General features: G+C 49.7%; 23 protein-coding genes. 20 read left to right on the top strand and 3 right to left on the bottom strand.

The genetic code is table 11. The annotated features are described in order from the left end of the window. Positions 1–16 precede the first annotated feature (16 nt). The 4 genes from N7E73_RS00805 to wtpA all read left to right on the top strand — a co-directional run bounded on the left by N7E73_RS00805 (position 17) and on the right by wtpA (position 4,288). Positions 17–988, top strand: coding sequence for a sulfotransferase (locus N7E73_RS00805; RefSeq protein ID WP_432736813.1), 972 nt, complete (start codon positions 17–19; stop codon positions 986–988). After that, entirely contained in the window at positions 981–2,435 is a 1,455-nt protein-coding gene (locus N7E73_RS00800) for a polysaccharide biosynthesis C-terminal domain-containing protein (protein WP_432736812.1), read from the top strand. Before N7E73_RS00805 ends, N7E73_RS00800 begins: the two co-directional genes overlap by 8 nt. 459 nt (positions 2,436–2,894) lie before the next feature. Next, a complete protein-coding gene (locus tag N7E73_RS00795; protein WP_432736810.1) occupies positions 2,895–3,122 on the top strand; it encodes a hypothetical protein in 228 nt (75 codons plus the stop codon). Positions 3,123–3,313: 191 nt separating this feature from the next. Then, the gene (gene wtpA / locus N7E73_RS00790) at positions 3,314–4,288 is read left to right on the top strand and encodes a tungstate ABC transporter substrate-binding protein WtpA (RefSeq protein ID WP_432736809.1); all 975 of its coding nucleotides are present in this window, start codon (positions 3,314–3,316) and stop codon (positions 4,286–4,288) included. A 344-nt stretch (positions 4,289–4,632) separates the two neighbouring features. Here the strand turns inward: wtpA and N7E73_RS00785 are convergent, their stop codons facing one another. Continuing rightward, positions 4,633–5,523, bottom strand: coding sequence for a DMT family transporter (locus N7E73_RS00785; RefSeq protein ID WP_432736807.1), 891 nt, complete (start codon positions 5,521–5,523; stop codon positions 4,633–4,635). A gap of 209 nt (positions 5,524–5,732) precedes the next feature. Next, entirely contained in the window at positions 5,733–6,389 is a 657-nt protein-coding gene (locus N7E73_RS00780; RefSeq protein WP_432736805.1) for a TIGR00730 family Rossman fold protein, read from the bottom strand. 174 nt (positions 6,390–6,563) lie between these two features. Between N7E73_RS00780 and N7E73_RS00775 the strand changes: the two genes are divergently transcribed. Genes N7E73_RS00775 through pgsA form a run of 7 tightly spaced genes read left to right on the top strand, consistent with a single transcriptional unit; the run spans position 6,564 to position 12,821 of the window. Beyond that, positions 6,564–8,171, top strand: a complete 1,608-nt coding sequence (locus N7E73_RS00775) for an MBL fold metallo-hydrolase RNA specificity domain-containing protein (RefSeq protein WP_432736803.1) — start codon at positions 6,564–6,566, stop codon at positions 8,169–8,171. 4 nt (positions 8,172–8,175) lie between these two features. Next, positions 8,176–8,736, top strand: a complete 561-nt coding sequence (gene rsmD, locus N7E73_RS00770) for a 16S rRNA (guanine(966)-N(2))-methyltransferase RsmD (RefSeq protein WP_432736801.1) — start codon at positions 8,176–8,178, stop codon at positions 8,734–8,736. Beyond that, a complete protein-coding gene (gene coaD, locus N7E73_RS00765) occupies positions 8,724–9,236 on the top strand; it encodes a pantetheine-phosphate adenylyltransferase (RefSeq protein ID WP_432736799.1) in 513 nt (170 codons plus the stop codon). The genes rsmD and coaD overlap by 13 nt, the downstream gene beginning before the upstream one ends. Further along, complete coding sequence (miaA, locus tag N7E73_RS00760; RefSeq protein ID WP_432736798.1) at positions 9,229–10,143, top strand: tRNA (adenosine(37)-N6)-dimethylallyltransferase MiaA; 915 nt, start codon at positions 9,229–9,231, stop codon at positions 10,141–10,143. Before coaD ends, miaA begins: the two co-directional genes overlap by 8 nt. Before the next feature lie 54 nt (positions 10,144–10,197). Further along, on the top strand, positions 10,198–11,259 hold the full coding sequence (locus tag N7E73_RS00755; protein ID WP_432736796.1) for a hypothetical protein: 1,062 nt from the start codon (positions 10,198–10,200) through the stop codon (positions 11,257–11,259). 20 nt (positions 11,260–11,279) lie between these two features. Further along, complete coding sequence (locus N7E73_RS00750) at positions 11,280–12,239, top strand: hypothetical protein (protein ID WP_432736794.1); 960 nt, start codon at positions 11,280–11,282, stop codon at positions 12,237–12,239. Positions 12,240–12,254: 15 nt separating this feature from the next. Next, positions 12,255–12,821, top strand: a complete 567-nt coding sequence (pgsA, locus tag N7E73_RS00745) for a CDP-diacylglycerol--glycerol-3-phosphate 3-phosphatidyltransferase (protein WP_432736793.1) — start codon at positions 12,255–12,257, stop codon at positions 12,819–12,821. A gap of 70 nt (positions 12,822–12,891) precedes the next feature. Here pgsA and N7E73_RS00740 read toward each other — a convergent pair whose 3' ends face one another. Continuing rightward, the gene (locus N7E73_RS00740; RefSeq protein ID WP_432736792.1) at positions 12,892–13,077 is read right to left on the bottom strand and encodes a twin-arginine translocase TatA/TatE family subunit; all 186 of its coding nucleotides are present in this window, start codon (positions 13,075–13,077) and stop codon (positions 12,892–12,894) included. Between the two features lie 197 nt (positions 13,078–13,274). Here N7E73_RS00740 and N7E73_RS00735 point away from each other — a divergent pair, with 197 nt between their 5' ends. The 9 genes from N7E73_RS00735 (at position 13,275) to ilvN (ending at position 19,210) form a co-directional block, all read left to right on the top strand. Then, on the top strand, positions 13,275–13,643 hold the full coding sequence (locus tag N7E73_RS00735) for a hypothetical protein (protein ID WP_432736790.1): 369 nt from the start codon (positions 13,275–13,277) through the stop codon (positions 13,641–13,643). An 88-nt stretch (positions 13,644–13,731) separates the two neighbouring features. Then, positions 13,732–14,520 (top strand): hypothetical protein, encoded by a 789-nt coding sequence (locus N7E73_RS00730; RefSeq protein WP_432736788.1) that lies wholly within the window; start codon positions 13,732–13,734, stop codon positions 14,518–14,520. 149 nt (positions 14,521–14,669) lie between these two features. Continuing rightward, positions 14,670–15,353 (top strand): HAD family hydrolase, encoded by a 684-nt coding sequence (locus N7E73_RS00725; RefSeq protein ID WP_432736787.1) that lies wholly within the window; start codon positions 14,670–14,672, stop codon positions 15,351–15,353. A gap of 282 nt (positions 15,354–15,635) precedes the next feature. Beyond that, a complete protein-coding gene (locus tag N7E73_RS00720; RefSeq protein ID WP_432736786.1) occupies positions 15,636–15,926 on the top strand; it encodes a YggT family protein in 291 nt (96 codons plus the stop codon). Positions 15,927–15,941: 15 nt separating this feature from the next. Further along, positions 15,942–16,445: a DivIVA domain-containing protein gene (locus N7E73_RS00715; protein ID WP_432736785.1), complete on the top strand. Its 504-nt coding sequence runs from the start codon at positions 15,942–15,944 to the stop codon at positions 16,443–16,445. Then, the gene (locus N7E73_RS00710; protein WP_432736783.1) at positions 16,442–16,762 is read left to right on the top strand and encodes a DUF167 domain-containing protein; all 321 of its coding nucleotides are present in this window, start codon (positions 16,442–16,444) and stop codon (positions 16,760–16,762) included. The genes N7E73_RS00715 and N7E73_RS00710 overlap by 4 nt, the downstream gene beginning before the upstream one ends. A 28-nt stretch (positions 16,763–16,790) precedes the next feature. Beyond that, positions 16,791–17,009, top strand: coding sequence for a DUF465 domain-containing protein (locus tag N7E73_RS00705; protein ID WP_432736782.1), 219 nt, complete (start codon positions 16,791–16,793; stop codon positions 17,007–17,009). A 14-nt stretch (positions 17,010–17,023) separates the two neighbouring features. Then, positions 17,024–18,718, top strand: a complete 1,695-nt coding sequence (ilvB, locus tag N7E73_RS00700; RefSeq protein ID WP_432736780.1) for a biosynthetic-type acetolactate synthase large subunit — start codon at positions 17,024–17,026, stop codon at positions 18,716–18,718. Positions 18,719–18,727: 9 nt separating this feature from the next. Further along, the gene (ilvN, locus tag N7E73_RS00695; protein ID WP_432736777.1) at positions 18,728–19,210 is read left to right on the top strand and encodes an acetolactate synthase small subunit; all 483 of its coding nucleotides are present in this window, start codon (positions 18,728–18,730) and stop codon (positions 19,208–19,210) included. Positions 19,211–19,260 lie beyond the last annotated feature (50 nt).

The raw sequence follows: 19,260 nt of genomic DNA, 5'->3' as shown, positions 1-19,260 counted from the left end.
CTTACTTGGAGTATCGATGAAATATGCGTTTTTGCTTTACGACAGCAGGTCTGGGTCTACGCTGCTTTCCTCGCTTCTGAATCTGTTTTCCGGCGTGGTGGTCACGCAGGAGAGTGCATTCATGCCTCTTGTATTGGAGAATTACAGCAATGAAGGGCAGCTTGAGGTCAATGGACTGCTTGATCTTCTCTACTCCGAGCCGCAGTTCTGCGATTGGAACATTGACCGGGATGTGTTGCGAAACCGGCTCAATGGGATTTATCCGTTGACCTACCGTGCTGTTTTTGATGCGGTTATAGAGGAATATCTGAAAGTCCGCGGGGTAGATGAGCCTGAACTGCTGGTGGTAAAGGGACCGCGCTATGAGTTCCACATGAATACATTCAGGAGAATGTACGGTGCTCCGAAATTCATCAATCTGATCCGGGACGGAAGGGCTGTCTATAATTCCAAGTTGGACATGGTTTCGGTTTCCGGGTTGAAGATGTCCAACAATGTTTTTCAGTCCGCATTCGAGTGGAAAAAGAAGCTCAATGGTATACGCGGAGAATCCGTTTTCAACCTGCGCTTTGAGGACCTTGTCGGTGATAGTGATGCCGTTGTCCGTGATCTGCTTGATCGTCTTGGGGTGAGCGAAGAAGGACGGGATATATCGTCTTCGCAGGAGGAATTCCATAAGCTGATCGGAGGCAGTCAGAAACACCTGCATTCCAATGTGAAGAGGGCACCGGACAAGGCCATTGCGGTGAAGTGGATGCAGCGACTCAGCCCTGCGGAAATATGGCTTTATGAAAGATTATGCGCCAGTGAGCTGCGTGCAAACGGATACACCCTTCATGCCGATCCTGCCACCAGCCGAGTTTCCATTGCTGCTCTTGTTGTGCGTGATGCCGGGCATTGGCTCTGGTTGAAATTGCGGAATATTTTCTATTATACTTTTGTTGATAAAAGCATCATGCAGAAGCTGAAAGGAAAACGTTTTGAGTAGCAACCTGTCTACCCTGTACAAGATTATCCTTGTTTTTTCAGCCAAAGTCGGCAAGGGAGTGGGCGGACTGTTCCTTACATGGGCTTTGGCCCGTAAATACGGTGCATACGGATCGGGGCTTTTTTTCATCCCGTACACATTCGCTTTTCTCAGTGCGCTCATTTCTCAGTTGGGGCTTGGTAATGCCTGCATGAAGTTTGCCCCGGTACTGAAAAAGGAAGCTCCGGCAAACCTTTCATTCTTGTGGACCGTTACCCTGTCGGCAGTCGGCCTGTTTGCCGGAAGCCTGTTGCTGTCCGTGGTGGCATTTCCGGAGTTCTTTTCCCAACTGGTTTTCAAAAGTCCGGACAAGACCGACTACATTCTCTATGCCGCCCCGATAATTCTGTTCTGGGGACTTACCTACCTGATAATTTTTTTCCGTCAGAGCCTGGGGGATGTTTCGGGGATAGCCGTCATTGAGAATACGGTAATTCCGTGGGGCATGCTGCTGATTGCACTTTCCACTTTTGTTGTGGACATGAGTGTTCTCAATTACGTGCTCTGCATTACCATTCTTTTTGCTGTATGTTTTCTTTATGCCTTTGTCTCGACCCGCAATCGATACGGACTCTGTTTTTCTCTAAAGCTGAACAGTTCCCTCGCCATAAGGGATATTGCGGTCTACTGTTTGCCGCTTCTGCTTATTGCTTTTGCTCAGAATTCCCTTGTCTGGATAAATACTCTGATACTCGGTGGCATTGGCTCAGTGGCAGACTCGGCCATATTTGTTTCGGGCATGCGGGTTGCCATGAGTATTTCCATTCTTCTTTACACCTTCAACAGTGTATATGTTCCGCACATTTCGGCTGCTTATGCCCGGAACGATTGCAGGGTCATAGGCGAACTCTATGACGACATAACCTGCTCCCTGTCTTTGTTTTCCTTTGTGATTCTTGCGCTGTCCATAATGTATTCAGATCTGATAATGGCTTCATTCGGTTCCGATTATGATGGTGGGTCCGGATGCCTGATGTATCTTATTCTAGGAAACGTTTTCAGCTGTTATATCGGTCCGGTAGGTTACATTCTTCTCATGGCCGGAAGGTCAAAGCTTGAAGCCTTCAACACCGTTGTGGCGTTGACCGTCAACGGTGTGCTCTGCCTTGTACTTTATAACCGGATGGGTGTAACGGGGGCTGGTGCAGCCTTTTTCTGGGCTTTTGTGCTGGTTAATATGCTGCGTTATGTGCAGTGCCGGAGGATTCTCGGGCTTCGTTGGATGAATCCTGTCCAGACACGGATAATGGGAATTCAGCTTGTCTTTTGTGCAGCCTATTTTTTACTCTGCAGACTTGAGGTTAACCGGGAGCTTATGGCTGCCGGTTTTATTGGTCTGTATGGGGGTGTAAACATAGGTACTATTCGCATGCTGGTAGGCAAAATGAAGGTTTCACACGAAATTTAAGTTTTCCGTTGTTATAAAATGCGAAAGGACCGGGCTGGAGGTGTCCCGGTCCTTTTGCATTTTAAGGAGTGTGATGAGGAATGAAGACTGTGTGTTGGTTCTGCTGTGGTGTGAAGGAAGTGCAGGGGAACATTTCCTTCAACCTGTGTTGATTTCTTATTAGCATCATGCGTGCCAAAGTATAATACTCTATTAAAGTAGGTACTTATTAGTTTTTGTGTTCGATGTGCAAAAAACAATTGCACACAGTTCTTTGCACAAATGTGCATATTTAAGTCGAGTGCACTGCACAAGTGTTCAGCCAATTGTGGGCAGGTTGGTTAAAATTGCAACGGACAAGTTAATTTAACGGATCTCTCTGTACATATTTGTTTGAAAAGAGTATCGTCCAAGCTGGACTGACAAGTATATGATGATTAACAATATGAAAAATTAAATAAATATAATTGGGAGGTGCCTATGCATACCAGACTTTCAGACGTGTATTTGAATCCTGACCTCAATGGTAGAATCGAAGAAGCCTGCCAGAATCTGGGTATCAGCAAAAGTTTGTTCCTTAATGTCCTTCTTGGTGAGTTATTCAGTAAGGCCGGACCGGAAGATTTATTTTATAACCGGGTCAAGCTCTGCGAGGCCGAGGAACGGATCGGGGCGGCTATCAAGGACAACAGAAGAGTAACTCAGTAACAGACAAAGGCAGGGCGGAATTATCCGCCTTTTTTTTTGCAGCAGCTTTCTTGCTGCTTTTTTTTGCCTTAAATTCCGGACAGGTGCCAATGTGTACGCAGATCTGTATGTGTTGACTGGAAAAACCTTACTTTTTATATGGTTTTTATTTATGCTTGATTGAACCTAATAAATTTCTAACTGGAGAGAATATGCGTATACTACTTGTAGGAGCACTTGCAGCATTGATTGTAATAACGGCTTCCGCTGTTTTTGCAGCTGAGAAAATTTCCGGTGATCTGGTCATTTTTCATGCGGGAAGCCTTTCCGTGCCTCTGGATAAGATGGCAAAGGAATTTGAGGCCATGCATCCCGGCGTTCACATCAAGCGTGAGGCCGGCGGGTCAACCAAGATGGCACGTATGATTTCCGAGGAAGGCAAGAAGGCCGACATCATGGCTTCTGCCGACTACGTGGTCATCGACAAGAATCTTGTTCCAAAATTTGCTGATTTCAATATCCGTTTTGCCAGTAACCAGCTTGTTCTCTGTTACACAGATAAAAGTCGTTTCGCTTCCGAGATCAATGCTGACAACTGGTACGATGTTATCCAGAGGCCCGGTGTGGTCTGGGGACACTCCGATCCGAACCTTGATCCGTGCGGATACCGCAGCGTTATGGTTTTGCAGCTCGCAGAAAAATTTTATGGCAAACCGGGATTATTTGATAAGCTCATTGCCCAGCGCAAGGATGAGTGGGTTCGCCCCAAGGCTGTGGAGCTTATCGCAATGCTCAAGGACGGCAAGATGGATTACGCCTGGGAGTACCTTTCCGTCGCTGTTCAGAAAGGCCTGAAGTATGTCGTAATGGATAAGCATATCAACCTGTCCGACTATAAGTATGATAATTTCTACAATACAGCCAAAGTCGCTGTGACCGGCAAAAAGCCCGGCACAACTATTGAGCGTGTAGGTTCCTCCATTACCTATGGAATTACCGAGCTTAAGGATGCACCAAACAAGGCTGCGGCAACTGCATTCATGGCATATATGCTTTCTCCGGAAGGCGGCCTCAAGATTCTGGAGGAAATGGGCCAGCCTCCCTTTATCCCGGCAATTGTGCCAGATGAAGCGATGTATAAGAGCCTGCCTGCCGAACTGCAGGAGTTGGTAAAAGTTAAGAATTAGTGCCGTTGTCCAACTCCAATTGGACAGAATTTATAAGGCCCTCGACTTCATGGAGATGTCGAGGGCTTATTTATTAGTGGCTATTGTTTTGCTACGAAAAAGTAATTTTCATGATGCATTATTCTGTAGGCAATAAACTGAAACTAACTGGACTTCCAAAGGCTCACTAGCCGTTAGTCGAGAAGTTCTGCTTCGAGTCTTACGGATATGGAGAGCAGAGATGGCTTAACTCCTTTGGCCGCCGGCGGCGAAATCAGATTGTCAAAAGGGCAAAGCGCATCAAAGTCATCCCCGCAGGACCGTCGGAGGTCTCTTTATGCGAAGCTGAAAAATAGACACTTTCGCTATACTTTCTTGCGGCCCAGTTGCTGGATGATATTTCCTCCGACAATGAACAGAAGCCCGACCATGGTTGAAGGCAGGATTTCCTCTCCGAGGATGAAATGGATCAGGATCAGCGAAAGGAACGGGGAAAGAAAAATCAGGTTGCTTATGCGGGAAGCTTTCTCGGTAATTTTGAGTGCGTTAAGCCAGAGCGCGAAGGTAATGCCCATCTCAAACAGCCCTACGTAGGCGGCGGAAAGAATCGCGGCAATATTTACTGGCGGGAGGCCCGCAAAAAACAGCATGGCTATGGTTACCGGTGGCAGGGCAAAGCAGAAATTCAGGAACAGACCCACCAGAGGGTCACTCTTACTTTTTGTGTTGTATATCCAGTACAGAGCCCAGATTATTGTGCTGAACAGGGCCAGAAATACCCCGTAACCATTGCTGAACTGTATGTTCAGAAGATCCCCGTGCGTTGAGATTACCACTACGCCAAGGTAACTGGTTACAATGGCCAGTAATTCTTTTACCGTCATCTTTTGTCCCAGCAGCGGAATAGACAGCACTGAGAGGGTAATGGCCCAGGTGTAGTTCAGTGGCTGGGCTTCCTGTGCCGGGAGCAGGGCGTAGGCTTTGAAGAGAACAACGTAATATAAAAATGGGTTGAGCAGTCCGGGCAGGGCACAACTTATGAGTTCTTTCCCCTCCATTCGGCGGATAAGTCCCAGTTTGTTCTGGACCTTAAGGATTGCCATGAGTGAAAGTCCTGAGAATATGACCGCATAGAAAAGCAGGTGCAGCGGCTCCATATAGGACAGAGCAATTTTGAAGGCCGAAGCAACCGTAGACCAGATTAGTACTGCTGACAGCCCGTAGAGGTATGCTTTTTTCTGATCATGCTGAGTCATTTCTGTACTCCTGTGAACTTCGCTGGATTCAGTTGTGTTCTCTATGTACCTGTCGCGATGCCGGGCAAGCCTGGATGATGAGTCTGAGCCGGAAAAGCCGTTCAGCATTCCTGCTGAAATATCCTCCGAAAATTCCTGACGGAAAATGCACAGTGAAGGAAGGAGGCTCTTCCGGCTCTTGCTGGAGCAGGACACCCTGCTGAGTTTTCCTAAATGATAACGTGTTTCTTGATGTGTGCTACTGCTTCTTCCGGGGAGTCGGTTATATAAAAGAGGTTGAGGTCTTCCTCGTTGCAGAATCCGTCTTTGACCATGCGTGCTTTAATCCAGTCTACAAGGCCTGACCAGAATTCAGTTCCCATAAGAATAATGGGGAAAGGCTTGATTCTTCTGGTCTGAATGAGTACGAGGGCTTCGCTGAGCTCATCGAGGGTTCCGTATCCGCCGGGCATGGCTATGTAGGCCAGTGCATATTTAATGAACATGACCTTGCGGATGAAGAAGTAGTTGTAATCGCTTTTTATCTTCAGATAGGGATTTGAATGCTGTTCAAAGGGCAGGTGAATGTGCAGGCCTATGGATTCGCCTCCGGCTTCGAAACAGCCTTTGTTGCCGGCTTCCATGAGTCCGGGACCGCCGCCGGTTATTACGGAGTATCCGGCATGTGTCAGCAGTTTGGAAAGATGCTCCGTCTGCTGGTAAAGCGGATGATCCTGGGGAACCCGTGCCGAACCGAATATGGATACTGCCGGACCGATGTCGCTGAGGGTTTCAAAACCGTCAACAATTTCAGCCATAATTTTGAAAAGTCTCCACGACTCTTTTATTGAAAGATCGTCAATGACATACTGTTTTGATCTGTGCATTTAATCCTCGTAATGATTATCTTCCGGGGCACCGTTTTCCGGTGTTGCCTGAATTTCATAATTGGTGCATGTAACAGTGCATTCGAACTATCAAAAAATGAATGATAATGATAGCCTGAAAAGGCCCGGATCAGTGCTCCGGTACACGGGGTTCACAGAATATTGGGAGGATGAATGAAGATTACTTTTATGGGTGCGGCGAAGACCGTTACCGGTTCCTGCTACATTATTGAGACGGAAAATTCCAGATTTGCGGTTGATTTCGGCCTGCATCAGGGAAACGCGGAAATTGAAAAGAGAAACCGAGGGATTGATGACTATCGTCCTAAGGATCTCGACTTCATTTTGATCACCCATGCCCACATTGATCATACTGGCCTGCTCCCCGCCGCTGTGCGGGCAGGGTTCAACGGTCCTATCTACATGACCCAGCCTACCCGTGATCTTCTCGACATCATGCTGCTGGACAGTGCCTACATTCAGGAAATGGAAACCGAGTGGACCAACCGCAAGCGTCTGCGCAAGGGGTTGCCTCCAATCAAGCCGATCTATGAGCAGGAAGACGCCATAAACACAACTCCGCTCATGCGCACAGTTCAATACGGAGCGTCTCTTGAACCTGCGGAAGGAATTACTGTCAGTTTCCGTGATGCAGGACACATTCTCGGTTCTTCGTTCATAGAAATGTGGGTCAAGGAAGCAGGCGAGACCACCAAGGTAGTTTTTTCCGGGGACCTCGGACACAAGGATCAGCTCATTGTCCGCAATCCGAGTATCGTTGAAAAAGCCGACTATCTGGTCATGGAGTCCACCTATGGCGACCGCAACCACAAGGATGCTTCAAACAGCCTGGATGAACTTGCCGAAGCCATAAACTGGGCCTACTCTCAGGGTGGGAAGGTTGTTATTCCCGCGTTTGCAGTGGAACGTTCGCAGCAGTTGATATACACTCTGCACAAGCTTTCCAAGGAAGGCAGGCTTCCTGCGGACATGCCGGTCTATCTGGACAGCCCGCTGGCTATCAAGGCAACGGAAGTTTTTCGCAGCCATCCTGAATTTTTTGATATGGACACCGCTGAACTGCTGCACAACGGTGAAGATCCCCTTTCTTTGCCTAACCTTAAGTTTACTCTTGATACCAAGTCTTCTCAGGCCATCAACGAGACCGAAGGATCGGCGATCATTATTTCTGCAAGCGGCATGGCCAACGCCGGGAGAATCAAACACCATCTGCGCCATAATATATGGAAACCGGAAGCGGCTGTTGTCTTCGTCGGTTATCAGGGCGTGGGAACTCCGGGCCGCAGGCTTGTGAACGGTGCGGATAATATCACTATTTTCGGCGAAAAACTGATGGTCAAGGCAAAGATCTTCACCATCAACGGCTTCTCCGGTCACGCCGGGCAGGATGAAATGATCGACTGGCTGAAAAACTTCGATTGTCCGGCCATGAAGATCATCCTGACTCACGGTGAAGCAAAGGGCCAGAAGATCCTTTCAGGGATCATCAAGCAGGAACTCGGATACAAGGTCCATATTCCCGATTACCGCGAGGAGCTGATGCTTGTCCCCGGCGGAGAAATGCAGCCTGTCACCAAGGGCAAGCCCGCTCAGCCGCAGGTGGACTGGGAATTCCTGCTCATGGATTCCGAAACCCTTTTTACCGAGTTCCGTTCCAGACTCGACAAGGTCAGAGCCCAGCCTTTCATCAGCCAGACCGAGCTGCGTGATAAGCTGCTTGATATCAACCGTCAGGTAGTCGAGCTGATTTCGGAATTATAGAACTATGAGACTTATCAGCGGAAAATACGGCGGCCGGGTTATAAAGACCGCAAGCGGCCCCGGCTACCGTCCTGCTACTTCCAAGGTGAGGCAGGCCATCTTTTCGATGCTCGAATCAAGGGGCGTCGAGTGGGAAGGGTTGCGCGTTGCCGATATGTTTGCCGGAAGCGGGTCCCTTGCCATCGAGTCTTTGAGCCGTGGTGCCGCTTTCGCCCTTTTTGTTGAAAAAAATGGACGTGCCGCTTCCCTTATCTCTGATAATCTCAGGGATCTGGGGGCGTCGTCCAGAGAATACCGGGTGCTTAAGACGGATCTATTTAATGTCCTTTCCAAGGCTCCCGACAAACCATATGACCTTATTTTCATAGATCCCCCGTACGGATATGACCTGCTTCCCAAAGCGCTTGATGCTGCGTTGGAGAAAGGCTGGCTTTCCGAAAACGGGTTTGTGCTGGCCGAGGTTGAGGACAAGGTAGAGCCTCCACGGTCGGAGCAAGTGGACAGGCTTGAGCTGCTGGTCAATAAACTGTACGGACAGACAAGGATATTGCTATGGCAGATGTAAAACCGGTAACAGCAGTATTTCCGGGAACTTTTGATCCTTTTACCCGTGGTCACTTCTCCTTGGTCATGCGCGGAATCAAGACCTTTCACAAGGTAATCGTCGCTGTGGCCGGGAGCACTTCCAAACGCTGCAAGTTCACCCTTGAAGAGCGGGTGGATATGGCACGGCGCATTTTTGAACATCATCCTCAGGTAGAGGTTGATTCCTTTGACGGTCTGCTGATTCACTATGTGGAGCAGGGACCGGCAAATGTCATCATGCGCGGGTTGCGGGCTGTTTCCGATTTTGAATACGAATTCCAGATGGCTCTTATGAACCGCCGTCTGAACAATGATATACAGACCGTATTTCTTATGACGGACTACAAGTGGATGTACCTGAGTTCATCCATAATTAAAGATGTTGCCGTGAACGGCGGAGATATCAAGGGACTGGTCCCTCGCCAGATCTATGACGAAGTCATCGAGCGGCTTGTACCTCCGGAAAAACGGAATGATTAAAAGACCCGTTGTCTGTATTCTCGGCCCGACGGGAGCAGGAAAGACCGCTACCGCATTGGGGCTGGCCCGGAAATTTCCGGTGAGGGTCATCAATTTCGATTCCCGACAGGTTTATACTGATTTTCCAGTGATTACCGCCCAGCCCAACCGCGATGAAACTGCGGTCTGTCCGCACGAACTCTACGGTTTCCTGCCGACATCCGAGACAATAAATGCAGCCGGTTTCGTGCGGCTGGCGGAAGAGCGTATCGAGGCTTCGGCGGAGAACGAGCTTCCCGTGCTTGTTGGCGGCACAGGTATGTACCTGCAAAGCCTGACCTCAGGTCTTGCGCCCATCCCCGATATTCCAGATGATATACGGGAGCGTATCAGGCGGAGGGCCGAAGAGGAAGGCGGACCAAGTCTCTACGCTGAGCTTGAAAAGGTTGACCCGGAATATTGCAGGCGCACACATCCCAATAACCGCCAGCGCAATGCTCGCGCTCTTGAAGTCTACGAGGCCACCGGCAGGACATTCACATGGTGGCATAATCGTGAAGTTCCCCCATCCCCTTACGAATTTCTGAAAATCGGTATTATGGTCGATCTTGATGTTTTGACCCCGTTGCTGGCGTTGCGCATAGATAAGATGCTTAAAGCAGGTGCGGTGGAAGAAGCCCGCCGAGCGTGGGAAATCTGTCCGGACGATAGTGCTCCGGGGTGGACCGGCATCGGTTGCAGTGAGCTTCTTCGGTACATCAAGGGTGAAATCAGCATGGACGAAACCCGGCATCTCTGGCTGAAGAATACGAGGGCATATGCCAAGAGGCAGTTGACCTGGTTCAAGCGTGAAACGGATATTAACTGGTTTGCGCCAGGAGAACATGCTGAAGCCGTCCGAATTGTGGAGCAGTGGCTTGCGGATTGATTCAGGGAAGGGTAAGTAAACCCTAAAAAGTGTTTACGCGAGTACGGAATGCATATGAGAAAATATATAGTTTTTACTTTGTTCATACTGCTGGGGCTGACAGCCATCGCCTGTGCGCAGGATGAGGCCGGGGACAACGGCAACGGTTTTGGCGGCCTTCTGGTGGAAGAGTCCGGGGTGACGGTCAACTGGGGTGATGGCTTTGTTTCAGCCACTTCTGAGATCCTGCCCATGCAGGATACAATTGACCCCATACGCACAAAGGCCCTTGCCGTACGGCAGGGCGGGGTGGAATCCCGGAAAAGGCTGCTTGATGCCGTTCTTGGACTCAGTCTGGACGGACGTACCTTCGTTGCTGAAATCTGCAAGGATGATCCGAAGGCGTTAAGCTCCCTGCGCGGCCTTATTCAGAATTCACTGCTGAATACTGCGGAAAACGGCTCAGGGGCTGTTGCTGTCACTGCATCAGTAAGTGTGCGCAACGGCATTGCCTCGGTCATAATTTCTCCAACCATACCTTTTCTTTCCGGCATTGCCCCGACCATTTCAGGAAAGAGGGCAGATGGAACCGGTCTGCATGAGGTTGCAGGTGATGAGGAAATGAATGGCCGTGAAGCCGGGGTGTATAGTGGAATTGTCATAGATGCCCGCGGGTTCAATCTGACACCTGTCCTGTTGCCGTTAATTTACGACGGGCGTGGGGTAGGTGTTTACGGAGCATTTGCGGTCAGCCGTGAAGCAGTCATGAAGAACGGCCTTGTTTCTTACATGGTGAATTCCGGCTCAGAAAATTTCAAGGCCCGTGTCGGTAAATTCCCCCTTACGGTAAAGCCTGTAAACACACAGGGTGCCGGAAGGACCAATCTTATTCTATCCCTTGAAGACGGCGCAAAAGTCCGTTCAGTTCTAAAACGTAAATCCGTTGTAGAGAACTGCGCTGTGGTCATTCTGGTCAGCGGGGCTTCCTCCGTTCAGGAAGACGGAAATATTCATGAAGACGTTTCCACTGAAGCGGCAGCCGGGGATGCAGAAAGCGGAGCCGGGCAGGTCCCGCATGCGCGTACCGGAATTCAGGAAGAAGCCCTTGATGGTGAAGCCGTACCGGCTCAGCAGTAATATAAATCGGAGCTGCAAAATTGATTTTCTCACTTGATATAAAAAAAATCGGCGTGGTTGTTTTTGCCTTGTTCGTAATTTGTTCAGCACTTCCTGCCAATGCGGCCAAGGTTCAAATTTTTGATCCTGTTGATCCGGCCAAGGAAATTGCTCCCCGTGCTCTGCGGGACGAGGCTGTTACTCAGGCGTTTGCACAGGCCCTGTTTGCTGACTCCGTGCGCATGATGTCCGGAGAACTTTCCCCGGAGAGAAGTGAAGCTCTCAAGTGGATGTTCGGCAAGCATTATGAGGACTACATCCTCGGCTACAAGGACATGAACGTTAAGCAGGATGAAACAGGAGTTTCGGTCAGCATAGATGTGAACGTGAATCGGAAGTTTCTGCGCGACAAGCTGAACCGGATGGGGCTGCTTGCAGCCGGATCCGGGGTTGTTGAGGCGGAAATAATCGTTGCGAACGGTAAGTTTGCCCTTAATGAGGAACAGCAGGCTTCTCAGGAAGCAGATATAGCGACTCTCATGTCCCTTTACGGGGTTCACAACGCTACCGCTGGAACAACTGGGGATGACGCCGCAAGCTTCGCCGTTACCAGAGTGGCAAAGAACAGGTGGAGCGGAGAACTCAAGAGTGGTGAACACAAGTGGTTCGGTTCCGCAGCTGATCTGGAAGGAGTCTGGAGCCAGTTGTGGGAAAAATATTACGCGCAGCATAACGCAGGTCTCCAGGCCAGCCCCAAGGCCGTCCTTGTGGTCAGCGGCTGGTTCAACCCTGACGGGGTTCTTGAATTTGAGCGCAAACTTAAATCCTGGGATTCCGCAGTGCAGGACGTACTGTTGCTTGATGTTGAAATGAAGCCGACAGCTGTATCCGCCAGTTGGGCTCTGGATGTTTCAGATCAGTGGGTATTGAGGAGCTACCTCAATGATTATCTGCCGCCACGCGGACTCTCTTTTGATCTTAAGGGGCTTAAACTGGAATAGTAGAGGACGGCAGCCGTGACGGAGCAAAGCCTCTGGACCATACCGAACATAATAACCATCTTCAGGATTCTGCTGACACCGGGAATTGTGGTAGCCTATCTGGACCAGAACTTTGTTGCGGCGTGGATGCTGTTTATGGTGGCAGGCCTTTCTGACGCGCTGGATGGGTTTCTGGCCCGGATTCTCAACCAGAGGTCCGAATTCGGTGCCATGATCGACCCTCTTGCGGACAAGATTCTGCTGGTGACATCTTTTTTATGCCTTTCGGTGCAGGGGTGTGTCTCCAACTGGCTGACTGTGTTGGTCATTTCCAGAGACCTTATTATTGTGGGAGGTCTGGTTCTGTTGAAGTTCTACGGAATGGAGGTGGAAAAAAGAATTGACCCGCTGTTGAGCAGTAAGATAACAACTGCCCTGCAGATTCTTGTGGTTTTTTCAGTTCTTTGCAGGTTGGCCTTCGGGCTTGATATAGGCCTGCTGCATCCCGGATTGGAGTGGTGTGCGGCGTTGTTCACACTTATGTCCGGAGCCATTTATCTGAAAAAGGGAATGGCGATGTTTTCCGAAATAGGGGAAAGATAAAACCCCGACCTGTACTTAGTACAAACCGGGGTTCAGCATCAAAGCAATGCGGTAGAATCCTCTCGGAACTCTAAGCGTCCTTGTCCTTGTCTTTTGACGGAGTCACGTCAATCTCTTCAGACTCAGTACTTGCTTTTTTGAAATTCTGAATGGCGCGGCCCAGTCCGCTGCCGACTTCGGGAAGCTTCTTTGCCCCGAATATCAACACTATGATGACTACAATTAAAAGTATTTCTGTTATTCCTAAGCCGAACATTATCATCCTCCAATGCTAGACGGTTACGAACTTTTACACGGGCGTGGCACTAAGGTCAAGAATGTCTTCTTATCCCGGAACGGCACGAAAATTATACATTTTTAATCTTTACAAAGCCGTGAAGCGAACATAGTTCTTCAGCTGAACCGGAACATGGGCAGCATTTGGTTGAAGTGTTATTGCCCGGAGGATCTTTTTTGGCAAGAATTACTAAAATGCCGGGACGCAACTGCCGTTTTTTTACTAACGGGAAGTGCCTGTATGAAGAAATGCTCAATTCCGGGTACAATCGGGACTGGCGTTGCCGGGTTATCAGGGATCTTGAGGGAGAATATGATCGCCTGCTGCGGCAGGCAGAGGCCTTTAAACTGGATGAGGAGGCGTTCACCGATATTTGGGAGCAAAGAATTGATGAACACTTGAAATCCACAGTAGTGTGTCGCAAGATGATTCCGCTTGATGAAGAAGGGCTTCCTTTCTGTGCCGCCCTTTGGGATGACGTATGTCTCCTTGAGCTGGAGGATTGTAGCGGAGTATGCAGGAATTTTTCCCCGGACAGGGACTGATTTGTGCGGACCTGCAGCGGGCAGGAACGCAGTCGCGTGTCCGGATTTTATGCACTGTTGATTACCTGTTAAAAAATTGGAGTATGCCGTGCTGATATATTTCCCCCAATTACATGAAGAGCTTATCCCTGAAAAAGTAGAGGGAGCCATGCTGTTCGACCCCGGTATAGATCGCAAGCAGGGCGGTGACATACCGGTTTACCGTCCGGACAATCTTCCCGTAGAACCGTCTACCTGTCGTCGCATGGTTGATGATTTTGTAAGCTATGGCGAGAGTCTCGGTTCCATGTTCAAGATGATCGCAACTCCACAGAATTCTGACCGGGACCAGTTCGGAGAAAGAACTTCCGCTATCGAACAGGCTCTGCTGGGATGCTTGGAGCCGGATACCGGAGAAAAGGACGACTCGGCCGCACGGACCCAGAGTCAGGTTGTTCTTGCCCTTGTCTACGCCTACGAGGAGAAGCATCTCGAACTCAAGGGGCTTGAAGCCAGCCTGACCGACAAATGGACCGGGTTCGGCGAAAGTCTGGGACTTGATGTCGATGACGACGATGACCGCAAGGCCATGGCTCTGGGCGGGCTTATGGCAAATGTTCCCGGAGTGGGCGGCGGCGATGTTCAGCTTCCTTGGCAGAAGGTCCTTGAAGGTTTTACGTTGCTTCTTCCGGGTAACAGTGTGCTGGTTACTTCCGATCCGGACGCGGTTTCCTTTTGGCGGGATCTTGATTTTAACTTCCATGAAAAGGAAGGTCTGCTTGCAGACAAGGCTTTTGTCCTTCGGGAGCGGGTCTGGAAGTTGCTCGGCATGTCGGCGCTGCCTGAAGACCGTCCCTGGCTTGATCGCGAATTTACCATTGCCCTTGCGGCGGAATAATTTCCGCCGTCAGAGGCGGTTGTGCAGTTTTGTCTATGCAGGGAAATTCGTCCTGCAAAACTGCTGATTCAGCAGCCGCAAGTATATGAAGGCTCCGACAGGGATGCTTTTGCCCTGTGGTGAGCTTTAAAAACACGGAGTGATTCTCGATGGAATCCATACATATCAGCGATATTACCCCTCCTGAAATGATGAAGAAGATCAAAGGCGTTGTTTTTGATTGCGACGGTGTGCTGATCAATTCATTCGAAGCCAACATGTGGTACTACAACTGGTTCAAGAAACGTTACGGTCTTGACCCTATGACTCCGGAAGAGGAAAAGTATGTCCACGCCCATACTCACATAGATTCAATGAAGCACATCCTTCCGGAAGAAGTTTTTGATGAAGCCTTTGAGCTCTGCAAACTCCCGGAGTTGAGAGAAGGACTGAACTATATTCAGGTTGAGGACGGGCTCGTACGTCTGCTTGAATGGTGCCGGACACACGGGATACGTATGGGTATCAATACCAACCGAACTGATACCCTGCCGCAGGTCCTGCAGATGTTTGGCATCGAGGACTTTTTCTCGGTATCAGTTACCTCAACGACTTTGCCTGTCACGAAGCCTCACCCGGCAGGAGTCCACCATATTTTGAACAAGTGGGCAATGCAGCCCGAGGATATCGTATATATCGGTGATACCTGGGTGGATGAAAGCTGTGCAAACAGAGCTGGTGTTGAATTCTGGGCATACCGCAGCACCGGCCTTAACGCCAGGCTCCATATCAACAGCTATTGGACCCTGTGCAACCTTCTCGAGAAGGCTCGCAACACCGTTTGGGTTGATTAGTTCCGATGTAGCAGGGTTCTTCTGTTCTCTTTTTTGTCTGTGCCGGAAAAGATCTATTTCCGGTGTGGTATTGAGCTGTTCTGGCGGTGTGAAAGTCCGAATGGTTTTCAAATCCGGCCTGTTGCAGTTAAGAAAGTTTACATGGTTCTTTTATGATTATTAATCCGACATAAATTCACGCGTATGGGCTAAAAATAGTTGATTCTTAGTCCCTGCTGTGACAGTTTATAGTCAAGACTGGAGGCATCGCCTCTTCAGTCCAGTCCGTAAGGAGTAAGTCAGATGGATTACGTGATTCTTGCTGTGGCGAAGGTTCTTTCGATTGTCCTCAACCTCTATATGTGGGTGGTCATCATTTCCGCTCTCATTACCTGGGTTAATCCTGATCCCTATAATCCCATTGTCCGTTTCCTGCGCAGCGTAACCGAGCCGGTCTTCGCCAAAGTGAGACACTATCTTCCTTTTGTTAACATCGGGGGATTCGACCTTTCACCGATCGTTGTGCTTCTTGTTATCCAGATGCTCGACATCGCACTGGTCGGAAACCTGACCAGACTTGCGTATGGAATGTAAGTCCCGGAGGTGGGAATGAGCCTTTCAAAAATCGACCTGCTTAATAAAAAGTTTTCCAGATCCCTGCTGGGGTACTCCAAAAGTGAAGTTGACCAGCTGATGGCCGAACTTGCCGAGGTTCTCGGTGCTGCTGCAGATGAGAAAAAACAGCTTCTCAAGCAGGTTTCCCGCAGGGATTCAACAATAGCGGAATTCCGTCAGCGGGAAGAGACACTTCGTGATACCCTGATGACTACCCAGAGAATGGTGGATGATATTAAAACCACTGCCCGCAAGGAAGCAGAGGTAATCATCAACGAAGCTCATTCCCGGGCTGAGGTGATTCTGCAGCAGGCTCATAACAGGCTGGCTCAGATTCACGAGGACATCAATGAACTCAAGCGGCAGAGAACTCGGTTCGAGGTTGAGCTGAAGGCATTGCTTGAATCTCACCTCAAAACCCTCGAGATCGGCGATCCTGACCTTGAGAAGGTTGAAGCCATAGAATCTAAACTCAAATTTTTTAAAAAAGCCAAGTGACAGAAGTTATTACAGAACTCCCATCTTACATCAGGCCCTGCGGAAATCGTTCGTGGATGGTTTCCGTGTGGGTGCAGCCCGGCGCTAAAGACGACAGCGTTACCGGGGAGTATCAGGACAGTGTGCGCGTGCGCATTAATGCTCCTGCTGTAGATAACAAGGCGAACAAGGCTCTTGCCAAGTTTATCGCGTCCCGTCTGGGCCTCAAGGCCCGTAATATTTCCATTGCATCAGGACAGACCAACCGTAAAAAGGTTTTACTGGTTGAGTCCGATGTTGAACCGCGCTGGTCTGGGATAATCCCGGCCGGTGCCTGAATTGCAAAACTTTGCAAAGGAGTTTCAAATGGAACAGAGAGAGATTGAACTGATTGAGCAGCTAGCAGGTAAGGACAGCCAGATTAATGCCCTATGGTCTCAGCACAATGAATACAAGAAACTCATCACGAAAATGGAAGCCAAATCCTACCTGAGCGATATTGAAACTCAGGAAGTGAAAGAACTCAAGAAAAAGAAACTGGCTGGAAAGACAAAGCTGCAAGCTTTGCTCAATCAGCATAAATAGAAGGGAGAGTAGCCATGGAGCTCACCGGAGCTCAGATATTTCTTGAATGTCTGAAAAGGGAGGGTGTGGACGTCGTATTCGGTTTCCCCGGAGGAGCCGTAATTGATATATACGATGAACTGCCCAATTATCCGCTCAAACACATACTTGTAAGGCACGAACAGGGTGCTATCCATGCCGCTGACGGCTATGCTCGCGCCACAGGCGATGTAGGGGTCTGCCTCGTGACTTCCGGTCCCGGAGCGACCAACACTGTAACAGGCATAGCAACAGCATACATGGATTCAATACCGGTGGTTATATTCACCGGTCAGGTTCCTACTCCGCTGATAGGAAACGATGCTTTTCAGGAAGTGGATATAGTCGGAATCACCAGACCCTGTACGAAGCATAACTATCTGGTCAAGGACATCAAAGATCTGGCCTATACTGTCCGGCAGGCCTTTTACCTGGCCCGTTCCGGCAGACCCGGCCCGGTTCTCGTAGACCTGCCCAAGGATATTATGCAGGCGAAATACGAGTTCGTCTGGCCTGAGGATGTGACGCTCAGGAGCTATAACCCGAACCTCAAGCCGCATGTCCTGCAGATTAAAAAAGTTGCTAAATTGATCGAAGGGGCGGAAAGACCCTTGATTTATGCAGGCGGAGGGGTTATCAGCTCAGGAGCCGAGGATGAATTGACCTGGCTTGCCAGGAGCCTGAACATTCCGGTGACCGCTACTCTGATGGGGCTTGGCGCTTTTCCCGGTACTGACCCGCTCTGGTTGGGCATGCTCGGGATGCATGGCACCTACGCCGCAAACATGGCCATAAACAATGCGGACCTCGTCCTGGCTGTCGGGGCGAGGTTCGATGACCGTGTGACTGGTAAAGTCAGCACGTTTGCCCCTAAAGCCACTCTTGTTCACATCGATATTGACCCCACCTCAATTCAAAAGAACGTAGCCGTACATGTTCCGTTAGTTGCAGACTGCAAAAGCGCACTGTCGGCTCTCAAGAGTGAAATGGAGCCCAATCTAGACGCGGTCGACTGGGAAGTCGCTCATGCCGTATGGGTCCGTCAGGTCCAGGAATGGTCTGAAACCCATCCTCTCCGCTACAAGAAAGGCGAGAATAAGTATATCAAACCCCAGGCTGTTGTAGAGAAAGTCTATGAAATCAGCAACGGGGATGCCATTGTCGCCACCGAGGTCGGACAGAACCAGATGTGGACTGCCCAGTTTTACAAGTTTAAACGCCCCAAAAGCTTCCTTTCATCAGGCGGACTCGGAACCATGGGTTACGGATTCCCGGCCGCCATCGGCGCACAGATGGCCTTCCCTGACAAACTCGTTGTGAACATTGCCGGCGACGGCTCCATTCAGATGAATATTCAGGAAATGATGACCGCCGTCTGTAACAACCTTCCCGTTAAAATAGTCATCCTCAACAACGGATATCTGGGAATGGTCCGCCAGTGGCAGGAGCTTTTCTACAACAGGAACTACTGCGAAACCTGCATGGATGCACAGCCGGATTTTGTAAAGCTTGCTGAAGCTTACGGAGCCGCTGGCTACAGGATTACCGAGGAAAAGGATCTCGAACCGGTGCTCAGAGAGGCATTTGCCAACAAGAAGCCGGTAATTGTCGATGTCCGTGTAGATCCGGAAGAGAACGTGTACCCCATGGTTCCTGCCGGTGCTTCGTTAACCGAAATGCTGCTCGTTTAGGAGGATGTAATGAGACATACATTATCCGTTACAGTGGAAAACGAGCCCGGGGTTCTTTCCAGAGTCGCAGGACTGTTCAGCGGGCGTGGATTCAACATTGAATCCCTGAACGTTGCTCCTACCCTTGAGGAGGGCGTGTCCCACATGACTATCACTACCGTTGGCGATGAACAGATCGTGGAGCAGATCGTAAAACAGCTCCGCAAACTGGTCACTGTCATCAAGGTGGTCGACCTAATCGAACACAAGGCCGTGGAAAGGGAGATGGCCCTGATCAAAGTAAATGCCGAAGATGCCAAGCGTGCTGAAATACTACGTATTGTGGATATTTTCCGCTGCAAGGTTATCGATGTGAGCGGAGACGAACTCTCCATTGAAGTCACCGGCGATTACGGCAAGATCGAGGCTCTCATCAACCTGCTGGTGCGGTTCGGAATCAAGGAAATCCACCGGACCGGCACTGTTGCCATGAAGCGTGCCCTGCAGGGCTAGTTGAATTTCAAACAAAAATCGGCACAGCATTTATAACTGGATGGCCCTTT

The sequence above is a fragment of the Maridesulfovibrio sp. FT414 genome, assembly GCF_050916235.1.
Lineage (GTDB): Bacteria > Desulfobacterota > Desulfovibrionia > Desulfovibrionales > Desulfovibrionaceae > Maridesulfovibrio.
Note: the sequence above shows the minus strand (reverse complement) of the source record. Positions and strands in the feature narration are given on the sequence as shown.